Source organism: Streptomyces sp. NPDC054863 (genome assembly GCF_053610825.1).
The window spans coordinates 1-17,009 of record NZ_JBSGZD010000173.1 but is presented as its reverse complement, the minus strand read 5'-3'; the positions used below and the strand labels follow the sequence as shown (position 1 = coordinate 17,009).

14 protein-coding genes are annotated in these 17,009 nt (G+C 72.9%); 8 read left to right on the top strand and 6 right to left on the bottom strand.

Annotated features, from left to right (window positions below):
* Window positions 1-35: 35 nt before the first annotated feature.
* Complete coding sequence (locus tag ACWGIG_RS25805) at window positions 36-419, bottom strand: cold-shock protein (protein ID WP_384357350.1); 384 nt, start codon at window positions 417-419, stop codon at window positions 36-38.
* 167 nt (window positions 420-586) lie between these two features.
* Here ACWGIG_RS25805 and ACWGIG_RS25800 point away from each other — a divergent pair, with 167 nt between their 5' ends.
* Window positions 587-883: a hypothetical protein gene (locus ACWGIG_RS25800; protein WP_453324050.1), complete on the top strand. Its 297-nt coding sequence runs from the start codon at window positions 587-589 to the stop codon at window positions 881-883.
* Here ACWGIG_RS25800 and ACWGIG_RS25795 read toward each other — a convergent pair.
* Entirely contained in the window at window positions 826-1,500 is a 675-nt protein-coding gene (locus ACWGIG_RS25795; protein ID WP_453324049.1) for an HAD family hydrolase, read from the bottom strand. The genes ACWGIG_RS25800 and ACWGIG_RS25795 overlap by 58 nt on opposite strands.
* 78 nt (window positions 1,501-1,578) lie before the next feature.
* Here ACWGIG_RS25795 and ACWGIG_RS25790 point away from each other — a divergent pair, with 78 nt between their 5' ends.
* Genes ACWGIG_RS25790 through ACWGIG_RS25775 form a run of 4 tightly spaced genes read left to right on the top strand, consistent with a single transcriptional unit; the run spans window position 1,579 to window position 5,565 of the window.
* Window positions 1,579-2,637 (top strand): FecCD family ABC transporter permease, encoded by a 1,059-nt coding sequence (locus ACWGIG_RS25790; RefSeq protein ID WP_453324048.1) that lies wholly within the window; start codon window positions 1,579-1,581, stop codon window positions 2,635-2,637.
* Window positions 2,634-3,740: a FecCD family ABC transporter permease gene (locus ACWGIG_RS25785; protein WP_453324047.1), complete on the top strand. Its 1,107-nt coding sequence runs from the start codon at window positions 2,634-2,636 to the stop codon at window positions 3,738-3,740. Before ACWGIG_RS25790 ends, ACWGIG_RS25785 begins: the two co-directional genes overlap by 4 nt.
* Window positions 3,737-4,588, top strand: coding sequence for an ABC transporter ATP-binding protein (locus tag ACWGIG_RS25780; protein WP_453324046.1), 852 nt, complete (start codon window positions 3,737-3,739; stop codon window positions 4,586-4,588). Before ACWGIG_RS25785 ends, ACWGIG_RS25780 begins: the two co-directional genes overlap by 4 nt.
* Window positions 4,585-5,565 (top strand): ABC transporter substrate-binding protein, encoded by a 981-nt coding sequence (locus ACWGIG_RS25775; RefSeq protein ID WP_453324045.1) that lies wholly within the window; start codon window positions 4,585-4,587, stop codon window positions 5,563-5,565. The genes ACWGIG_RS25780 and ACWGIG_RS25775 overlap by 4 nt, the downstream gene beginning before the upstream one ends.
* 123 nt (window positions 5,566-5,688) lie before the next feature.
* On the opposite strand, the gene ACWGIG_RS25770 is transcribed toward ACWGIG_RS25775, so the two are convergent.
* Window positions 5,689-6,834 carry a hypothetical protein gene (locus tag ACWGIG_RS25770; RefSeq protein WP_453324044.1) on the bottom strand — a complete coding sequence of 382 codons (1,146 nt, stop codon included), beginning with the start codon at window positions 6,832-6,834 and terminating at the stop codon, window positions 5,689-5,691.
* 104 nt (window positions 6,835-6,938) lie between these two features.
* Here ACWGIG_RS25770 and ACWGIG_RS25765 point away from each other — a divergent pair, with 104 nt between their 5' ends.
* Entirely contained in the window at window positions 6,939-9,629 is a 2,691-nt protein-coding gene (locus tag ACWGIG_RS25765) for a helicase-associated domain-containing protein (protein WP_453324043.1), read from the top strand.
* Here the strand turns inward: ACWGIG_RS25765 and ACWGIG_RS25760 are convergent.
* Window positions 9,592-10,224, bottom strand: a complete 633-nt coding sequence (locus tag ACWGIG_RS25760) for a VanZ family protein (RefSeq protein WP_453324042.1) — start codon at window positions 10,222-10,224, stop codon at window positions 9,592-9,594. The two genes, ACWGIG_RS25765 and ACWGIG_RS25760, sit on opposite strands and share 38 nt — an antisense overlap.
* A gap of 97 nt (window positions 10,225-10,321) precedes the next feature.
* Here ACWGIG_RS25760 and ACWGIG_RS25755 point away from each other — a divergent pair, with 97 nt between their 5' ends.
* Window positions 10,322-11,983: a DNA repair helicase XPB gene (locus tag ACWGIG_RS25755; protein WP_453324041.1), complete on the top strand. Its 1,662-nt coding sequence runs from the start codon at window positions 10,322-10,324 to the stop codon at window positions 11,981-11,983.
* A gap of 82 nt (window positions 11,984-12,065) precedes the next feature.
* Here ACWGIG_RS25755 and ACWGIG_RS25750 read toward each other — a convergent pair whose 3' ends face one another.
* Window positions 12,066-13,394, bottom strand: a complete 1,329-nt coding sequence (locus ACWGIG_RS25750) for a glycosyltransferase 87 family protein (protein ID WP_453324040.1) — start codon at window positions 13,392-13,394, stop codon at window positions 12,066-12,068.
* A 700-nt stretch (window positions 13,395-14,094) separates the two neighbouring features.
* Window positions 14,095-14,379, bottom strand: a complete 285-nt coding sequence (locus tag ACWGIG_RS25745; RefSeq protein WP_453324039.1) for a hypothetical protein — start codon at window positions 14,377-14,379, stop codon at window positions 14,095-14,097.
* Between the two features lie 383 nt (window positions 14,380-14,762).
* Here ACWGIG_RS25745 and ACWGIG_RS25740 point away from each other — a divergent pair, with 383 nt between their 5' ends.
* Window positions 14,763-16,889 (top strand): HelD family protein, encoded by a 2,127-nt coding sequence (locus ACWGIG_RS25740; RefSeq protein WP_453324038.1) that lies wholly within the window; start codon window positions 14,763-14,765, stop codon window positions 16,887-16,889.
* Window positions 16,890-17,009 lie beyond the last annotated feature (120 nt).

Here is a 17,009-nt window from a genome sequence, read left to right as displayed (position 1 = left end):
GCCGCGATGCGCTGAATTTCCCGTGAACCGGGCGCCTAGACGTCGAGCTGGTCCGCCACCGCCCGCAGCAGGCCCGCGATCTTCGCGCCCGCCGCCTTGTCGGGGTAGCGGCCCCGCTCCAGCTGCGGGGTGATGTTCTCCAGGAGCGTCGTCAGGTCCTGCACGATCGACGCGAGCTCGTCGGGCTTGCGGCGCTGGGCCGCCGCGACCGACGGGGTCGGGTCGAGGACCGTCACCGACAGGGCCTGGTCACCGCGCTGGCCCGCGACGACACCGAATTCGACACGCTGGCCGGGCTTGAGGCTCTCGACACCGGCCGGGAGCACCGAGGAGTGGACGAAAACGTCGCCGCCGTCGTCGCGCGAAAGGAAGCCGAAGCCCTTTTCTCCGTTGAACCACTTGACCTTGCCGGTAGGCACCGTCTGTCCTCGTCCTCGTACTCGTCGGGTCCGGAAAAGCCGCGAAAACGGCTCCGGATAGCACTCAGCGGGTCGTCATCGACCCGCCACTCACCAGGCTAATCGTCTGTGCGCTGCTGACAAGAGTCGCCGGATGCTTCGTCAGAGCTGGGAACTACCCTTGCCGGGTGAGCAATGAAACCCCCGCGGCACAGTCCGCGAAAGAGACCACCGCCGGCGATCGGCTGGTTCGCGTCGGTGCCGTCGTCTTCTTCGTCGGCGCACTCGCCACGCTGGTCACGGTGGCCCCGCTGTTCCTGAAGACCGAGCCGTTCCCGTCGGTGGCGTACGCCGTCTGCATGCTGATGGGCGTCGGTTTCGTGATCGCGGCGGCCGGCGTGCTGTGGTCGATCTCCGTCCAGCGGCGTCAGGCCAGGGCGGTCTCGGCCTCTCCCGCTGCTTCTCCCGCTTCCGCCGCGCAGTAGTCCGCGAACCAGACCGGGAAGGCGGTCAGGTCCGGCAGGACCACGTCCGCGCCCGCTTCCTTCAGCTCCTGCGCGCCGTACGGTCCCGTCGGCACGGCGACCGAGAGCGCGTCCGCCGCGCGTGCGCCGCGTACGTCGCCGAGGTGGTCCCCCACGTAGACGGCCGCCCCGTGCTCGCGCAGTGCGAGCGCCTTGCCCTCCGCCCACACGTTGCCGACGACCGCGTCCACCTCGATGCCCAGGTGCTCCAGGTGCAGCTTGGCGTTGGGCTCCCACTTGCCGGTGACGACGACGGCCAGGCCGCCCGCCGCCCGCACCGCTTCGACGGCCTCGCGGGCGCCCGGGAGCGCGGTGCTGGGCGCGATCGCATGCGCGGGGTAGAGCGCGCGGTAGCGGTTCGCGGCCTCCTCCACCTGCTCGGCGGGGAACCAGTTGGCGATCTCGTCCTCCAGCGGGGGGCCGAGCCGGGTGACGACCAGGTCGGCGTCGATCTCCACCCCGGTTTCGGCCGAGAGCTGCTGGTAGGCGGCCCGGATGCCGGGGCGGGAGTCGATCAGGGTCATATCGAGGTCGAAGCCGACGGCGGGCCCGGGAAGAGGGGTTCCAGTGGTGGTCATGAGGCCATTGTGCAGGGACGGCCACTCGCCCCCGCCCGTACACTTAGGCCCGCCTAACCTGCCTGCTCAGCCTCCGGAATGGGACCGATGCCGACCGCCCCGCCCCTGTCCAGATCCGCCCCGCCGCCCCAGGTCCGCAGCGCAGCCGTCTCCCGCCGGATCGGCTGGACGGCGCTCGCGGTGGCGGCGCTGCTGGTGGCCGTACTGCTGAGCCTCGCGGTGGGTGCGCGCGGCGTCGCCCCCGCGACGGTGTTCGACGCGCTGCTGCACGGCGGGAACTCCTCCGACGCCGAGGTCGTACGGCAGATGCGGGTGCCCCGCACGGTCATCGGCCTGATGGTCGGCGCGGCCCTCGCGATCGCCGGAACCGCCCTCCAGGGCATCACCCGCAACCCGATCGCGGACCCCGGGATCCTCGGCATCAGCCAGGGAGCCTCGGTGGGCGTGGTCCTCGCGATCGCGTTCGCGGGCGTGCACACCCTCAGCGGGTACGTGTGGTTCGCGTTCGCAGGAGCGGCGCTCGCGTCGGTCGCGGTGTACGCGATCGCCTCGGGCGGACGCGGCGGTGCGACCCCCGTGAAGCTGGCGCTGGGCGGCGCCGCGATCAACGCGCTGCTGGTGTCGGTGACGATGGCGGTGCTGACGACGAAGGCCGCCGCGATGGACGAGTTCCGGTTCTGGCAGGTGGGCTCGGTGGCCGGGCGGGACGCGGAGATCATTGGCCAGATCTGGCCGTTCCTGGCGGTCGGAGTGGTGCTCGTACTGGCCGTGGCCCGCGGGCTCGACGCGCTCGCGCTGGGCGAGGACGTGGCGAAGGGGCTCGGGCAGAACGTCGCGATGGTGCGGATCGTGGGCGGGCTCGGCGCCACGGTCCTGACCGGTGTCGCGGTGTCCGCCGCCGGTCCGATCGCGTTCATCGGCCTCGCGGTGCCGCACATCGCACGGGCGGTCGTGGGCAGCGACCACCGGTGGGTGCTGCCGATGGCGGCGCTGATCGGGCCGGTCATGCTGCTGGTGTCGGACGTGATCGGGCGGGTGCTCTTCCCGCCGAGCGAGGTTCCGGCGGGTGTGATGACGGCGCTGATCGGAGTGCCGTTCCTGGTGGCGCTCGTACGCAGGAAGGCGGTGCCGGCATGAGCACGGCCACCACCACTTCTTCTCCCGCTCCCGCTGCCGCTGTCGCCGCCGGGCGGATCCGTCCCGCCGGGTACACGCTCGTACGGGCCGGGAGCGCGTCGTTCCTGCTGCACCGCAGGGCGGCCCTCGTCGCGGGCGCTCTCGCGGTGGTGCTCGCCGCGGTGTGCGTCGCGTACCTCTGCGTCGGGGAACGGTTCGTACCGCCGGGCGAGGTGCTGCGGGTGCTCTTCGGGCAGGAGTCGCGCAGCGAGCTCGTCGTGGGGACGCTGCGGCTGCCCCGGATGACCGTCGGGCTGCTGGTCGGACTGGCCTTCGGGGTCGCGGGGGCGCTCATCCAGACCGTCGCCCGCAACCCGCTCGCCAGCCCCGACATCATCGGCATCAGCCAGGGCGCGAGCGCGCTCACCGTCGGCGCGATGATCTTCGGCGTGACGTCGGCGGGCGTGCTGCCGTACCTCTCCGTGCTCGGCGGGGTGCTGGCCGCGGCGCTGGTGTACGTCTTCGCGTGGCGCGGCGGGCTGCACGCGACGCGGTTCGTGCTGATCGGCATCGGCTTCGCGATCGCGCTGCGGTCGGTGACCCAGCTCTTCATGACGAAGGGCGACTACCTCGTCGCGCAGCAGGCGCAGATCTGGATGACCGGGTCGCTCAACGGGCGCGGCTGGGGCGAGGCGACCACCCTCGGGTGGGTGCTGCTCGTGCTGCTGCCGGGCATCGTGTGGGCGGCGCGGGCGCAGCGCACGGCCGGTATGGACGACGACACGGCCGTGGCGCTCGGCGTACGTCTGGGGCGGCTGCGGCTCGGTCTCGTCGCGCTCGGCGTCGTCCTGGCGTCGGTGGCGACGGGGGCGGCCGGGCCCGTGGACTTCGTGGCGCTGCTCGCGCCGCAGATCGCGCGCAGGCTGACGCGGACCGCGCAGATCCCGCTGCTGTGTTCGGCGCTGCTCGGCGCGGTGATCGTCGTACTCGGGGATCTGCTCGCGCGCCGGCTCTTCTCGCCCACCGAACTGCCGGTGGGCGTGCTCACGGCGGCGGTGGGCGCCCCGTATCTGATCTGGCTCATCGTGCGTGGACACAGTGGGCGTACTGGAGGCAAGGCATGAGTTCCGACGCGTCACGGCTGCGGGCGGCCTCGCTGACCCTCGGCTACGAGGACCGCACCGTCGTCCACGAGCTGGACCTGGCGGTGCCCGACGGGCGGGTCACCGTCATCGTCGGCCCGAACGCGTGCGGGAAGTCGACCACGCTGCGGGCGCTCGGGCGGCTGCTGAGGCCCAAGGGCGGGGCGGTGCTCCTGGACGGTGCCGAGCTGGCGAAGATCCCTACCAAGAAGATCGCCCAGTCGATCGGGCTGCTGCCGCAGACGCCCGTCGCACCCGAGGCCATCACCGTCGCCGACCTGGTGTCGCGCGGCCGGCAGCCGCATCAGGCCTGGTGGAAGCAGTGGTCGGCGGAGGACGAGCGGGCCGTCACGGACGCCATGGAGCGTACGGACGTGGCGGCGCTGGCGGAACGGTCCGTGGACGCGCTGTCGGGCGGCCAGCGCCAGCGCGTGTGGATCGCGATGGCGCTCGCGCAGGAGACCGATCTGCTGCTGCTCGACGAGCCGACGACGTACCTCGACATCGCCCACCAGGTGGAGGTCCTCGACCTGGTCAGGCAGCTCAACCGGGAGCGCGGGCGGACCGTCGTGGTGGTGCTGCACGACCTCAACCAGGCGGCCAGGTACGCGGACCACCTCGTCGCGATGAAGGCGGGCGAGATCGTCGCCGAGGGGGCACCGGCCGACGTGGTCACCGAGGATCTCGTACGCGAGGTGTTCGGTCTGCACGCGGTCGTGGTGCCGGACCCGGTGACGGGGTCGCCGCTGGTGGTTCCGGGGGCACCGTGGACACCGTCCGAGAGCAAGGGTTCCGTTCCGTCCTCCCTTCGAAAGGCAGCCACCTCATGAGCAACGCACTGCGCCACCGTCGCGGCACGGCCGCCGTCTCCCTCGCCGCCGCGGGCGCGCTCGCGCTCTCCGCGTGCGGGGGCTCCGACAAGGAAGCGGGCGCGGACGCCGGCGGGCCGAGGACGCGCACGGTGAAGACCGCCATGGGCGACGTGCGGGTGCCCGAGGCGCCGAAGCGCGTCGTCGTCCTCGACACCGCCGAACTGGACTCCGCCCTCACCCTCGGCGTGAAGCCGGTCGGTTCCACGCACGCCGACGTCGAGTCCGGCTTCCTGAACTACCTGCCCAAGGACAAGGTCGCGGGCATCAAGGACGTCGGCGCGATGATGACCCCCAGCCTGGAGGCCGTCGCCGCGCTGGACCCGGACCTGATCCTCACCAGCAAGGTCCGTCACGAGGACAAGTACGACGAGCTGAAGGCCATCGCCCCGACCGTGATGACCGAGGGCACCGGCTTCCCCTGGAAGGAGAACTTCCAGCTGCACGCCGAGGCCCTCGGCAAGGAGGCCGAGGCGAAGAAGGCCGTCGAGGAGTACACCGCGCACGCCGCGAAGGTGACCGAGGCCGTCGGCGGCAAGGAGAAGGCCGCGCGGACCAAGGTCAACGTGGTGCGCTTCGTCGAGGGCGCCGACATCCGCATCTACGGCAGGAAGAACTACATCGCGACCGTCCTCGCCGACGTCGGCCTCGGCCGCCCGCCCGTCGTGGACAAGGCCAAGGACGGCTTCTCCTACGACGTGAGCCCCGAGAAGATCGACCTCGCGGGCGAGGACGCGGCCGTCATCTTCCACTCCACGTACGGCGACCCGGCCAAGGCCAAGCAGACCCGGACGCTGAACTCGGCGCTGTGGAAGAACCTCCCCGCGGTCCGGGCCGGCAAGGTCTTCGGCGTCGACGACCAACTGTGGATCCAGGGCATCGGCTACACGGCCGCGCACAAGATCCTGGACGAGCTGCAGACGGACCTGACGAAGTAGCGACATCGCGGGTGCGGGAAAGGGTGCGAGAAGAAGGGGTGCTCCGAAAAATGTCCGACGTACACGTGTAAGTGAGACATTTTTCGGAGCACCCCACCGCGGGCCGTTCGACGGGCCCGCCCGCTACCGGCCGAGCCTGCGGGTCCGCCACACCAGATAGAGCGCCGTGGCGACGGCCGCCGTCCGCAGCAGTACGGGCCAGAGCCCCGCGATCGCACCGCTCAGCGCGCCCTCGATCTGGGTCGACAGCGGTGCGCCCCAGCGTCCGTCCGTACGCCCCCACAGCCAGACCGCGCCGCAGACCGCGACGACGCCGGGCAGCCCGAGGACGGCCCACTTCGCCTGGGCACGGCTGAGCCTGCGCGAGAGGTACGCGAGGAACCAGCCGCCCGCGAGGACCAGCACGTTGCCGAGCACGGCGCCGGTGACCAGCAGCAGCGCGGCGAGGAGGAGGAACGCGCTGCCGCGCGGAACGAGCACCGCGCGGACGGGCGCCGCCACGTCGCCCGCGTCCTCCACCACCTCGTCCTCCACCGCCACCGCCCTGGTGCGTCGGCGGAGACCGCGCGGCAGCCACCGCCCCCGGACCGCTCCGGCCGCTTCCGCCCCGTCCTCGTCCTCCCCGTCGCCCTCGCCGTCCTCCTCGTCCCCGTCCTCGTCCTCGTCGTCCTCCGGCGGGGGCCTGAGTATCTCGGGGACCTCCACGCCGCCGGTGAAGCCGGGCAGGGAGCTGCCGAGGCCGCCGAAGGGCCCCGGCTCGGTGCGCCACCACTCGATGTCCTCGTCGCCCGGCTCCGGCCCGTCGCCGTCCGGCCGCTTCTCGAAGCCGACGGGGACCTCGGACGCCTTCTCGGACCGTCCCGGCTCCTGGAGCGTGCGCCTCTGCCGGGGCACCTTCCGTGACGTGCGCGAGGCCAGGACCGCCTCGACGCCCCCGCCGTCGGCCGCCTCGACGATCTCGTTCGGCGTGCCGAGCCTGCTGAGGATGCGCTGCACGACGGCGACGCTGTCCGGGCCGCCGATCGCCTTCGCCCGCTGCCGGTCAATCTCGCCACGCAGTGTGGACACCAGGCGCATCCGGTCGCCGGAGTTCAGCTGGTGCTGCTGGGCCAGGTCGCCGACCCGGCTCAGATAGTCGAAGACCAGCTGGTCGCTCTCGATGCCCACGACGTCCGTCCGTCCCCTGCGTCTGCTGTGCTGTTCCGTGCTGTTGCCGCGCATTCCGTACCGTTGCCGCGCGTGCTGCGCTGCGACGTCCTCGCTTCTCACGCCCCGCAAGTGCGCGTCGGCCACGCGCAGTTGCCGACCCGCCCCGGACCGACGTTAGCGCCTGCCGCCGGGGAGAGGCCCGCGCAGGGGCTAACGTGGGGCGGATGGGGACCAGCGAGCGCGACCTGGAGGCGCACGTGCCCGAAGGAAACACCACCGGTGACACGACTGCCGGAACGTCGGCCGTGCCGGCCGGAACACCGGCCGGCAGGGCTTCGGGCGCGCCCGGGGCCGCGGCATGCGCCGACACACCTGCCGCCGCGCACGGCAGCGCCGCGCCCGCACGCACCCTCGCCGAGGCCCTGCGCACCCGGGACGACGCGTCTCTGACTGCACTGCTGCGGGCCCGTCCCGACCTGCTCTCGCCCGTTCCCGGGGACGTGGGCCTGCTCGCCACCCGGGCAGGCACCAGGGCGTCCGTCGTCCGCGCGCTGGAGCGGCTCGACAAGTTCGCGCTGCAGACCGCCGAGGCGCTCGCGGTGGCACCGGACCCGGCGACGTACGACATGCTGCGCGCGCTGATGAGCGGCGACGAGGGTGACCCGGAGACCGAGGCGGCGCTGCCGCAGGCCGTCCGGGTGCTGCGCGAACAGGCCCTGGTCTGGGGCGCGGACGACCGGCTCCGCCTCGTGCGGACCGCGCGCGAGCTGCTCGCACCGTCCGCCACTCACCCCTCCCCCACCGGTCTCGGCCCGACCGTCGCGGAGGCGACCACCGGGATGTCGCCGACCCGGCTGCAGGACATCCTGGCGGCGGCCGGACTGCCCGCCACCCACGACCCGGTGTCGGCGGTACACGGCCTGACCTCGCTCTTCACCGACCGGGCGCGGATGGACGCACTGCTCGACACAGCCCCTTCCGAGGCGCTGACCGTGCTCGACAGGCTGGTCTGGGGCCCGCCGTACGGCGAGGTCAGCTCGGACCCGACGCCACCGGTGCGCTGGCTGCGCGACCACGGGCTGCTGCTGCCGACCAGCGCGCGCACGGTCGTGCTGCCCCGGGAAGCCGCCCTGCACCTGCGCGCGGGCCGCGCCCACCGCACCACGGAACCTCGCCCTCCGCAGCTGGTCACCGCCTCGTCGCACGCGCCGAAGATGGTCGACCTGACGGCGGCGGGCCAGGCGTTCACGGCGCTGACGACGGTCGAGGACCTGCTCAAGGACTGGGACAGGGGCGGCCCTGCCGTGCTGCGTTCCGGCGGCCTGAGCGTCCGCGACCTCAAGCGCACGGCTGCGGCGATGGACCTCCCGGAGCCGACCGCCGCCTTCTGGCTCGAACTCGCTTACTCGGCGGGCCTGTTGGCGTCCGACGGCGAGACGGACGAGCGGTACGCCCCCACGCCCGCGTACGACGTGTGGCTGAGCCTCCCGCCCCAGGACCGCTGGACCCGCCTCGCCGCCACCTGGCTGCGCGGCACCCGTACGGCGGGCCTGATCGGCGGTCAGGACGCCAAGGGCCGCACCCTGTCCGCGCTCGGCCCCGACCTGGACCGCTCCGCCGCCCCCGAGGTGCGCCGCCGGGTCCTGACCCTGCTGGCCGCCCTCCCGGAAGGCACCGCCCCGCACCCGGAGTCCGTCCTGGACCGCCTCCGCTGGGAACGCCCCCATCGCGGCAGCGCGGGCGAACTCCGCACCCGCGTGGCGCTGTGGACCCTGACCGAGGCGGAACAGCTGGGCGTGACGGGCCGCGGTGCGCTGTCGGCCCACGGACGGGCGCTGGCAGGCCTGGACACCATCCCGGCACCCGCGGACAGGGCCGCCCCGGCCGCCGAGGCCGGCTCGCCCACCGATGCGGAACACGCCGCTGCCGCCCTCCGCTCCGCCACGCTCCTCGCGCCGCTCATCCCCGAGCCCCTCGACCACGTGCTCCTCCAGGCCGACCTGACGGCCGTCGCGCCGGGCCCGCTGCAGCGCCCGCTCGCCGAGATGCTGGCGGTGCTCGCGGACGTGGAGAGCAGGGGCGGGGCGACCGTGTACCGGTTCACTCCGGGGTCGGTACGCCGCGCGCTCGACTCCGGCCAGGCCGCATCCGACCTGCACGCCTTCCTCGCCGCACACAGCCGCACCCCGATCCCCCAGCCCCTCAGCTACCTCATCGACGACGTGGCCAGGCGGCACGGGCATCTGCGCGTGGGCGCCGCTTCCGCCTACGTACGCTGCGACGACGACGCCGTACTGGGCGAGATCCTCGCCGACAAGCGTGCGGCGGGCCTCGGTCTGCGCCGCCTCGCCCCCACGGTCCTGGCCGCGCGCACCGACCCGGCCACGCTCCTCGACGGACTGCGCGCGATGGGCTTCGCGCCGGCCGCCGAGTCGGCCGCCGGGGACGTACTGATCACGCGCGCGGACGCCCACCGCACACCGGCGCGGACCGCTCCGGCGCCGGTGCCCGAGGGCCCGCACGTACCGGACGAGACCCTTCTCGGCGCGGCGCTGCGGGCGATCCGCGCGGGCGACATGGCCGCGAACGCGGTACGCAAGCCCGCCTCCGCGCCGTCCGACTCCCCCGAAGGATCCACCTCCGGCACGACCGGCGTCACCGGTCCGACCGGATCCCCGCTCCCCCGCACGTCCTCCGCCGAGACCCTCGCCACCGTCCAGGCCGCCGCCATGACCGGCTCCACGCTCTGGATCGGCTACGTCAACGCGGACGGCGCGGCCAGCCAGCGCGTCATCGCCCCGGTCCGCGTCGAGGGCGGCTTCGTCACCGCCTACGACCACACGGCGGACCAGGTGAAGACGTACCCGCTGCACCGCATCACGGGAGTGGCGGAACTGGCGGACGACCCGGCGTAACGAGACCCGCGGGCTTCGACTCCGCCGCGGGCTCCGGCTCCGTCCCGGACTTCGACTCCGTCGCAGGCTCCGGCTCGACCGCGGGCTCCGCCACCTCCCGGTACCGCTTCCGGTGCACCACACGCCCCAGCCGCCGCCCCAGCACCACGTACCCGATCAACGCACCCGCCGTGTTCATGATCACGTCGTCGACGTCGAAGGCCCGCCCGCTGACGATGGCCCCCTGCGTCAGCTCGACCAGCACGATCACCGCGACCGTCATCAGCAGCATCCGCACGAACCGCCACCGCCGCGCCCCCAGGACCGGCAGCAGCACCCCGAACGGCACCCCGAGCAGCACGTTCCCGCCGACCTGCTTGCACGCGGCGAGGAAGGTGTAGTCCTGCGCGTACTGCCGCAGGGACGCCCCGGGCCGCAGATTGCTGTGGACGAGCCCCTCGGAGGCGGGCGACGGTTCGAGCGTCAGCTTCGCCAGTACGACGGAGAAGACCACCAGCACCAGAAAGGCCAGCACGATCAGGGCGCCCCGCATCAGCACCCAGCTCCACAACGGACGCGGTTCCACTTCCCCGGCGGTCGTGCGTTCCCCAGTCATGGCGTCCGTCTACCCCCGCAACGGCCGCTCTCACCCGGCGCGCTTGCGCACGTACGGCACACTGGAGGTTTGACCGCGCGCGGAAGGACCCACGGCGTTGAACGGACCTCTCATCGTCCAGAGCGACAAGACGCTCCTCCTGGAAGTCGACCACGACCGGGCGGACGCCTGCCGTCGTGCCATCGCGCCGTTCGCGGAGCTGGAGCGCGCGCCGGAGCACATCCACACCTACCGGCTGACCCCGCTGGGGCTGTGGAACGCCCGGGCCGCGGGTCACGACGCCGAACAGGTCGTGGACGCGCTCGTCGAGTTCTCGCGCTACCCGGTGCCGCACGCGCTGCTCGTGGACGTCGCCGAGACGATGGCCAGGTACGGGCGGCTGACCCTCTCCAAGGACCCGGTGCACGGCCTCGTGCTGACGTCGACCGACCGCCCCGTCCTTGAGGAGATCCTGCGGTCGAAGAAGGTGCAGCCGCTGGTCGGGACCCGTCTCGACCCGGACACCGTGGCCGTGCACCCGTCCGAGCGCGGGCAGATCAAGCAGACGCTGCTGAAGCTGGGCTGGCCGGCCGAGGACCTCGCCGGTTACGTCGACGGGGAGGCGCACCCGATCGAGCTGGCCGAGGACGGCTGGGCGCTGCGCCCGTACCAGAGGCAGGCCGTGGAGGGCTTCTGGCACGGTGGGTCGGGCGTCGTCGTACTCCCCTGCGGTGCGGGAAAGACGCTGGTCGGGGCCGGTGCGATGGCGGAGGCGAAGGCCACGACGCTGATCCTCGTGACCAATACGGTCTCCGCCCGCCAGTGGAAGCACGAGCTGGTGAAGCGGACCTCGCTGACCGAGGAGGAGATCGGCGAGTACAGCGGTACGAGGAAGGAGATCCGGCCGGTCACCATCGCCACGTACCAGGTGCTGACGACGCGCCGGAAGGGCGTCTATCCGCACCTGGAGCTGTTCGACTCGCGCGACTGGGGTCTGGTGATCTACGACGAGGTGCATCTGCTGCCCGCGCCCGTCTTCAAGTTCACGGCCGACCTCCAGGCGCGGCGGCGGCTGGGGCTGACGGCGACGCTGGTGCGGGAGGACGGGCGCGAGTCGGACGTCTTCTCGCTCATCGGGCCGAAGCGGTTCGACGCCCCGTGGAAGGAGATCGAGGCGCAGGGCTACATCGCGCCCGCCGACTGCGTGGAGGTACGGGTCAACCTGACCGACTCCGAGCGCCTCGCGTACGCGACGGCCGAGCCGGAGGAGAAGTACCGCTTCTGCGCGACGACGGCGACGAAGCGGAAGGTGACGGAGGCGCTGGTCGCCAAGCACAAGGGCGAGCAGACGCTCGTGATCGGCCAGTACATCGACCAACTGGACGAGCTGGGCGAGCACTTGGGCGCACCGGTCATCAAGGGCGAGACGCCGAACTCGCAGCGCGAGAAGCTCTTCGACGCGTTCCGGACGGGCGAGCTGAACGTCCTCGTCGTGTCCAAGGTCGCGAACTTCTCGATCGACCTGCCGGAGGCGACGGTCGCGATCCAGGTGTCGGGCACGTTCGGGTCGCGGCAGGAGGAGGCGCAGCGGCTGGGGCGCGTACTGCGGCCGAAGGCGGACGGGCACGAGGCGCGGTTCTACTCCGTCGTAGCACGCGACACCATCGACCAGGACTTCGCGGCGCACCGCCAGCGCTTCCTGGCCGAGCAGGGGTACGCGTACCGGATCGTGGACGCGGACGACCTGCTGGCGGAGGGCCAGGAACCGCAGACGCCGTGACCGGTCGCGCTGCCGTGACCGGTGGCTGTGCCGTGACCGGTGGCGCTGCCGTGACCGGCTGCTCCGCCGTGACCGGTGGCTGTCAGCCTGTCGCTCGTCGCTCGGTGCCCGTCTCCGACGGCGTCCGACGGCGCGGCTCCGGCATCGAGCGGCGCAGGGGCGCGCCCGCGCCCCTTCCCGCCTCCGCCGCCTCCGGCGCCGTCCCGTCCCGCAGCCGCCACGCCATCCAGCCCAGCAGCACCAGCCCCGCCATCGGGTAGGGCGACAGCCCCGGCTGCTGCCACCACGGCAGCTGTACGTCGAGGTCGCCCTGGTGGGGCACCGCCCAGAAGCTGCGGCAGGTGAAGAGGAAGGCGACGGCGGCGGCCGTACGGAAGCGTCGTTCGGCCAGCAGCAGTGCGAGCAGCGGTACGCACCACACCCAGTGGTGCGACCAGCTGATCGGCGAGACCAGCACCATCGTGACCGCGACGATCACGATGCCCCACTCCTCCGCCCCGGCGCGCACCGCCCGCCGGGCGGTCCACAGCCCGGCGAGTCCGACGACGACGGCGCATCCGAACCACACCGCCCCGGGCTCCATGGTGTTCATCGCGCGCGCCAGCATCCCTTGCAGGGACTGGTTGTCGACGATCCACACCTTGCCGACCCGCTCGGTCTCGAACATCCGCCGGGTCCAGAAGTCGAGGCTCGCGGAGGGCAGGACGAGGATGCCGAACAGGACGGTGGCGGCGAAGGAGGCGAGGGCGGTCAGCCCGTTCCGTACCCGCCCGGTGATCAGCAGGTACACGATGAAGATCGCCGGGGTGAGCTTGATGCCGGCGGCGATGCCGAGCCCGACGCCCTTGCCCAGGGCGCCCTTCGGCCGGTTCAGGTCCCACAGCACCAGGCACGCGAGGGCGAGGTTGATCTGCCCGAACACGAAGGTCTGGAACACCGGCTCCAGCCAGATCGCGAAGGCGATCGCGGCCGTCATCAGCTCGGGCCGCCTCGGCAGCTTGGCGAACCGCCACGAGAGCCGGACGAGGAGGGCGAGGAGGGCGAGGTTGCCGACGAAGAAGCAGACCTTCATGGCCATGACCGGCAGCCAGGTCGTCGGCACGAAGAGGATCGCCGCGAACGGCGGATAGGTGGCGGGCAGCTTCCACTCCGTCGTCACGAAGTCGTAGAGGCTGGTGCCGTTGACGACGGCCTGTCCCTCGGCCCGGTAGACGAGGGTGTCGCCCAGCGGGATGCGGGTCACCACGAAGAGGGTGGTGAGCGCGGCCAGCGAGAGGACCAGCAGCACGCGCGCGGCGAGCAGGGCTCGTGGGCGGGCGGCACGGGGTTCCCCTTGCGGAGAGCGGGGGGAGCGGGGGGCGCTCACGCGGGCGGTGGCGGCGCGGGCGTTCTCGGTCCGGTCTGTCGTCACGACGGCAAGCCTATGAGGCTTCGCCCTCCATGAACCACGCACATCGGGGACGGAGACGTGGGCGTGCCGTTCCGCCGGGGTGAGGACCGGCGGCCGGCGGGGTGAGGACCGGCGGCCGGCGGGGTGAGGACCGGCGGCCGGCGGGGCACTGGGGCGTGGGCCCGGGCGGGGGCTGGTGGGTGTCCCGGAGCGGGCGCTCGGACGGGGAGGGCGGGCGTACGGGCTCATGCCATGGGGCAGGCAGGTGAGGGGCGCGGCCGGGCGTGCGGCCCAGGACATGCCCCCGTGCGTGGCGCCGTGTGCGCCCCCGCGGGGGCGCCCTGCGCGCCACCCTGTGTGGCCTTGCGCGTGCCCCGCGCGCGCCACCCCTGTGTGGCCTTGCGCGTGCCCCACGCGTGGCCTTGCGCGTGCCCCATGTGTGGCCCGCGTGTCCCGCGTGTGCCCTTGCGCGTGTCCGCGTGTCCCACGTGCGGCCTTACGCGTGCCCCGCGTGTGCCCTTGCGCGTGTCCCGCCCCGCAGCGGGCTCACCGGCAGCCGCGGCCGTACCGTCGTCCGTCCACGCGTGGCGGCAGGCTCACCGATGGCCGCAGCCCGTGTGCCTGTCGTGGCAGGCTCACCGATCGCTCCCCGCGCGGCTGTCGCGGCGGGACCACCGATCGCTCCCCTCGCGACTGTCGCAGCACTCTCACCGGTCGCCGTTCATCGGTCGCCGTTCATCCTGCCGTCCGCCCATGCGTCGCGCTCGCGCCGCCAGTCCGTCTTTCGGCCGTCCGCGTCCCGGACGTCCGCCTTCCACTCCTCCGCGTAATCGCCGAGGAGGACCACGCCGACCGCTACCCCCGCGAAGATCCGGACGGCTCGCACCGCGCGGGCGACGCGGTGCGGTTTGTCCGAGACCGCGGTGGCACCGGAGTGCCCGTGGCCCGCCGTGCGGGCTCCTGCCATTCCTGCTGCTGCACCTGGGGTGAACGTCGCTGTACTCATACATCCATGGTGTCCGCCGCCCCTCTCCGGCACATCGGACCCCGGGTTGAACCGCACCCCCGCCCCTCTCCACCCTCAGGCTGAGCCCGCCCCCGAAACTCACCCCCTGGTCTTACGGGGGCACCCCCCTTGCCGACTGGGGGCAACCCCACCCCCCGATAACCATTCGCCCCCGCCCTCCCCCACCACTACAATCGCCCGTCTGCCCGCCTCCCCCGTGGAGCGCGCGCCGCCCGGACGGAAACCGGTCGGCAAGCCAAGACGTGACTCCCGCCGAGCCGAGCCGCACACCCGGCCGCCCCGGTCCGGCCCCGTGCCAGGACCCCGGCCGCCGCAAGGAACCCGGCCGCCCCGGCCACCGCATCCCAGCCGGAGGCCCCACCGTGCCCGCGCACGACACCGACCCGACCGACTCCGCCAACTCCGCCAATTCCGCAGACCCCGCCGACCCGCTCTCCCGCGAGCGCGCGCACCTCTCCGCGTCCCGCTCCGCCCTCCGCGCCATGCGCGAGGACGTCGAGAACCTCGACATCAAGGACGTCACCGCGAACTGGGTCAACGCCGTCGTCCTCACCGCCCAGATCGAGGACCGCATCAAGGCCCTCGCGGACCTCTCCCACACCCCGCTCTTCTTCGGCCGCCTCGACTACCTGCACACCGTCGGCGCCGCGGAGGCGGAGGGGACCCCGGGCGAGCGCTTCTACATCGGCCGCCGGCACGTCCACGACGCCGACGGCGACCCCATGGTCGTCGACTGGCGCGCCCCCGTCTCGCAGCCCTTCTACCGCGCCTCCAAGAAGGACCCGCAGGACGTCGGCCTGCGCCGCCGTTTCGGCTACACCGCGGGCGAACTCACCGCGTACGAGGACGAGCACCTCTCCGGCACCGACGCCGACCCCACCGAGGCCGAGCAGACCAGCAAGCTCCTCCAGGCGGAGATCGAGCGCCCCCGCGTCGGCCCGATGCGCGACATCGTCGCGACGATCCAGCCCGAGCAGGACGAGATCGTACGAGCCGGTCTTTCCGGCTCCGTCTGCGTGCAGGGCGGCCCCGGCACCGGAAAGACGGCCGTCGGCCTGCACCGCGTCGCGTACCTCCTCTACGCGCACCGCGACCGGCTCGCCCGTACCGGCACCCTCGTGATCGGCCCGAACAAGTCCTTCCTGCACTACATCGAGCAAGTACTGCCCGCGCTGGGCGAGTTGGAGGTCAAGCAGGCGACGGTCGACGACCTCGTCACCACCGGCGACGGCGCGGGGATCGAGATCCGCGGCACGGACGAGGCCCCCGCGGCCGTCATCAAGGGCGACGCCCGCATGGCGGAGGTCCTGCGCCGCGCCGTCCGCTCGCACGTGACACCGCCCACCGATTCGGTGATGGTCGTACGGGGCTCCCGCCGCTGGCGCGTCCCCCTGTACGAACTGGAGGAGATCGTCGGGGAGTTGCAGGCCCGCGACATCCGTTACGGCGCCGCCCGCGAGGCCCTTCCGCAGCGCATCGCCCACCAGATCCTGGTACGGATGGAGGAGGCGGGCGAGGCACCCGACGACCGCGTCCAGGACGCGGTGGCGCGCAACACGGCGGTGAAGGCGGCGGTCAAGGCGATCTGGCCCCCGGTCGACCCGGCCAGGCTCGTCCTGCGCCTGCTCGGCGACCCCGAGTTCCTGGCCGAGCACGCGGCCGGCCTCCTCACGCCTGCCGAACAGTCCACCGTCCTGTGGGCCAAGCCCGCCCGTTCGCCGAAGTCCGCGAAGTGGTCGGCGGCCGACGCGGTCCTCATCGACGAGGCCCGCGACCTGGTGGCGCGCACACACTCGCTCGGCCATGTCGTGCTCGACGAGGCGCAGGACCTCTCGCCCATGCAGTACCGGGCGGTGGGCCGCCGGTGCAGCACCGGCTCGGCAACGATCCTCGGGGACCTCGCACAGGGCACCACCCCCTGGGCGACGGGGAGTTGGGCCGAGGCTCTCACCCACCTGGGCAAGCCGGACGCGCTCGTCGAGGAGCTGACGGCCGGTTTCCGGGTGCCCCGCGACGTGATCGCGTACGCCTCCCGCCTGCTCCCGCACATGTCACCGGGGCTCGCCCCGGTCTCCTCGGTGCGGGAGAGCCCCGGCGCGATGTCCGTCCAACAGGTCCCGGACGGGGACGACTTGAACGATGCGATCGTCGCCGCCTGCGAGGAGGCCCTCACCCACGAGGGCTCGATCGGCCTGATCGCGGCGGACGCACGCATCCCGGACCTGGCGAAGGCCCTCGAAGCGGCGGGCCACAGCTGCCTCTCCCCGGGCGAGGAGACAACTGCCGTATCCCGCCTGACACTTGTCCCCGCCTCCCTCGCCAAGGGCCTCGAATACGACTACGTGGTCCTCGACGAGCCGATGGCGATCGTCACCGGCGAACCGGACGAGCGGACGGGCCTGCGTCGGCTCTACGTGGCACTGACCCGAGCGGTCTCGGGCCTGGCGGTGCGCCACACGGACCCGCTCCCACCGGCCCTGGACGCCTGACCGGCGGACGGCTGCCGCCGCCCCCCCCAGCCTCTTGGGCAGCGGGACCGCCCCCTCACCCGACACCCTCGCCTCCTTGGGCAGCGGGCCCGCCCCCCGGGGGGCGGGCCGGGGTGAGGG

Excerpts from the sequence above, each read along its gene's own strand:
- ACWGIG_RS25795 (WP_453324049.1), bottom strand. The coding sequence starts at position 1,500 with ATGACCACCACTGGAACCCCTCTTCCCGGGCCCGCCGTCGGCTTCGAC.
- ACWGIG_RS25790 (WP_453324048.1), top strand. The coding sequence starts at position 1,579 with ATGGGACCGATGCCGACCGCCCCGCCCCTGTCCAGATCCGCCCCGCCG.
- ACWGIG_RS25785 (WP_453324047.1), top strand. The coding sequence starts at position 2,634 with ATGAGCACGGCCACCACCACTTCTTCTCCCGCTCCCGCTGCCGCTGTC.
- ACWGIG_RS25780 (WP_453324046.1), top strand. The coding sequence starts at position 3,737 with ATGAGTTCCGACGCGTCACGGCTGCGGGCGGCCTCGCTGACCCTCGGC.
- ACWGIG_RS25775 (WP_453324045.1), top strand. The coding sequence starts at position 4,585 with ATGAGCAACGCACTGCGCCACCGTCGCGGCACGGCCGCCGTCTCCCTC.
- ACWGIG_RS25765 (WP_453324043.1), top strand. The coding sequence starts at position 6,939 with ATGGGGACCAGCGAGCGCGACCTGGAGGCGCACGTGCCCGAAGGAAAC.
- ACWGIG_RS25760 (WP_453324042.1), bottom strand. The coding sequence starts at position 10,224 with ATGACTGGGGAACGCACGACCGCCGGGGAAGTGGAACCGCGTCCGTTG.
- ACWGIG_RS25745 (WP_453324039.1), bottom strand. The coding sequence starts at position 14,379 with ATGAGTACAGCGACGTTCACCCCAGGTGCAGCAGCAGGAATGGCAGGA.